At 58.3% G+C, this 1,894-nt stretch carries 3 protein-coding genes; 1 reads left to right on the top strand and 2 read right to left on the bottom strand.

What is annotated here, in order from left to right; genetic code table 11:
• On the top strand, positions 1–833 hold an 833-nt coding region (locus tag BN2476_RS43975), incomplete at its 5' end, for a DUF7713 domain-containing protein (protein WP_235851252.1).
• 90 nt (positions 834–923) lie between these two features.
• Here the strand turns inward: BN2476_RS43975 and BN2476_RS43970 are convergent.
• Positions 924–1,268 (bottom strand): HVO_A0114 family putative DNA-binding protein, encoded by a 345-nt coding sequence (locus BN2476_RS43970; RefSeq protein WP_227747395.1) that lies wholly within the window; start codon positions 1,266–1,268, stop codon positions 924–926.
• Positions 1,265–1,558, bottom strand: a complete 294-nt coding sequence (locus BN2476_RS43965) for a toxin-antitoxin system TumE family protein (RefSeq protein WP_087740357.1) — start codon at positions 1,556–1,558, stop codon at positions 1,265–1,267. Before BN2476_RS43965 ends, BN2476_RS43970 begins: the two co-directional genes overlap by 4 nt.
• Positions 1,559–1,894: the final 336 nt, after the last annotated feature.

The following is a 1,894-nucleotide window of genomic DNA, read 5'->3' as shown; positions in this document are numbered from 1 at the left end:
AACCCGGACATCTCTATCTAGCCGGGAAGCGGACATTTCAATCTGGCCTCGACATTAGTATTCCTTCGCATATGCTAAAACGCCTTGTGCACGAGCAGGCTCAAAAGCCGGCTCGTAATCGACCTGGTTGCTTGACTGCCAACCGGGTAGGAGAGGGCACGTCGCGTGAACATCGCGCTATCAAAGATGCGACAATGGATATGTTCAAGGCGAAAGGCGCTGGAGGAACGTTGATGCCAGGCAACACCTGTGTCCGGTGCGGAACAGTCATGTCGCCGCACGACGTTGTCAGCGTCGCTTCAGGCGATGGTGCCTTCCGGTCGCTCTGCAGCCGCTGTTTCAATACCGAGATGGCGCATCTTGCAGAGCTTCACGCCTTCGAACATCCGGAGTTTACGCCCGTGCGGCTGGCCGATGCGGATGGTGTTGTACACGAGTTTTATTTCCGCAGCCTGCTGTTCGGCGACCAGCTTTCACTGGAGGCGTTCGAACTGGCTCCCGGCGAAGAAGACTGCGTGGGTTTCCGTTTTCAGCTTCTCGGTGAACCACAGTCGGATCCGTTCGAGCTTCTGGGAAATCTGGTGCAGAAGGTCAAGCGTGCTCTGACGGTCAGGCATCTGGTCGAGCATGCCGGCAATCTCGAGGTAGCCGGAACGACGGTCCGTGGGCGAATCGAGTGGGACAGCGGACAGGACAGCGGCGAGAGCGGCCGCCTGCCGCGTGTGGTCATCGATGGCAGGCGCGTCGACTGGACCGATTTTGGGGCGATGTTGATGGCGTTCGAAGGGTGGCAGTTCCGGATTGAACTGGTGGATCCGAGCGACGAGGCATGAGGCATACATGTCGCTAGCCGGATTAAACGATACCATCGCCTCGGAGCCAACGATCAGCATCAGGCGCACCAACGGCCGTGTGCGATTCGGTCACAAGGAAACCTCGGCGGTCACTGCGTCCCACGGCGCGGTCAGACGGCCTTCTTCGCGCACAATAAGGCCAGCGTTCTCGAGCATCACCACGTCCTCGTAGACACGCTTGTAGTCCCGATCCAGCGCAGTTGCCAACGCCTTCACGTTCTCTGCGCCTTCGCGATGAAGATGACGAAGCATCTCAAGGCGCTTCGGCGACAGTGCAGCCAGCATCTCCTCGAGCGACAGAAACGTCACGTGCCGCTCTTCGAAATTCTCGCCTGCCTGCGCACGGTTGAACGCCGCCGCGAATCGACGACCCATATCCCGCGCGCCACCAACATGCACGTTCATTTTGCTCATGATTCACCTCGCTCACGTTTTACATCATCCAGAAAATCAGCCACCATCTGCTCAGGCGTCGAAAATTTGTACGGCTCTTCCCGATCCCGGTAGTGCCGGTGATCGCCTTTGCCTCGCTCGTTGTCGTAGCCGATGATTCGCTGACCAGCCCGACCATAAAACAGGCTGTACTTGAGACCGTGCGGTCGTTCGCCGTCGCTCTCCGGTAATCGCCAGATGCGCATTTCGAGAATGGCTCCATCCGGGTAGATGGTTCGGTCCTCGAACAGGAGCGTGGCTTTCTTCTTCATATGGCGCAGGATGCCACACAGAAGTTATGGCGTCAAGCGCCATAAGAGGCGCACGGTGGTTAATTGGCGACGCGGTTCTTCGGGTTCCGATATCGATGAATCGGTCAGTCGGCATAGCAGACTGACTGAAGACGCGGTCCACAGGACGCCAGAGCCGAGTCGAGACTTCAAGGGGCCAATGCGGCTTTCGGGCTGAACCCCGTCGGTCCCGTCTCTCCATCGCGATATCGCGTCGGCCACATCGAGGCATGCCGCTGATGCCGCACGATGATGGATGGGTTGGCTGCCAATAAGGCTTCGCAAATATGTCCGATCCGGTGCGCGTCCTATACTTGA

It is taken from the genome of Paraburkholderia piptadeniae, assembly GCF_900007165.1.
In the GTDB taxonomy this organism is placed as follows: Bacteria; Pseudomonadota; Gammaproteobacteria; order Burkholderiales; family Burkholderiaceae; genus Paraburkholderia; species Paraburkholderia piptadeniae.
This window is presented reverse-complemented; position numbering and strand designations above follow the sequence as displayed.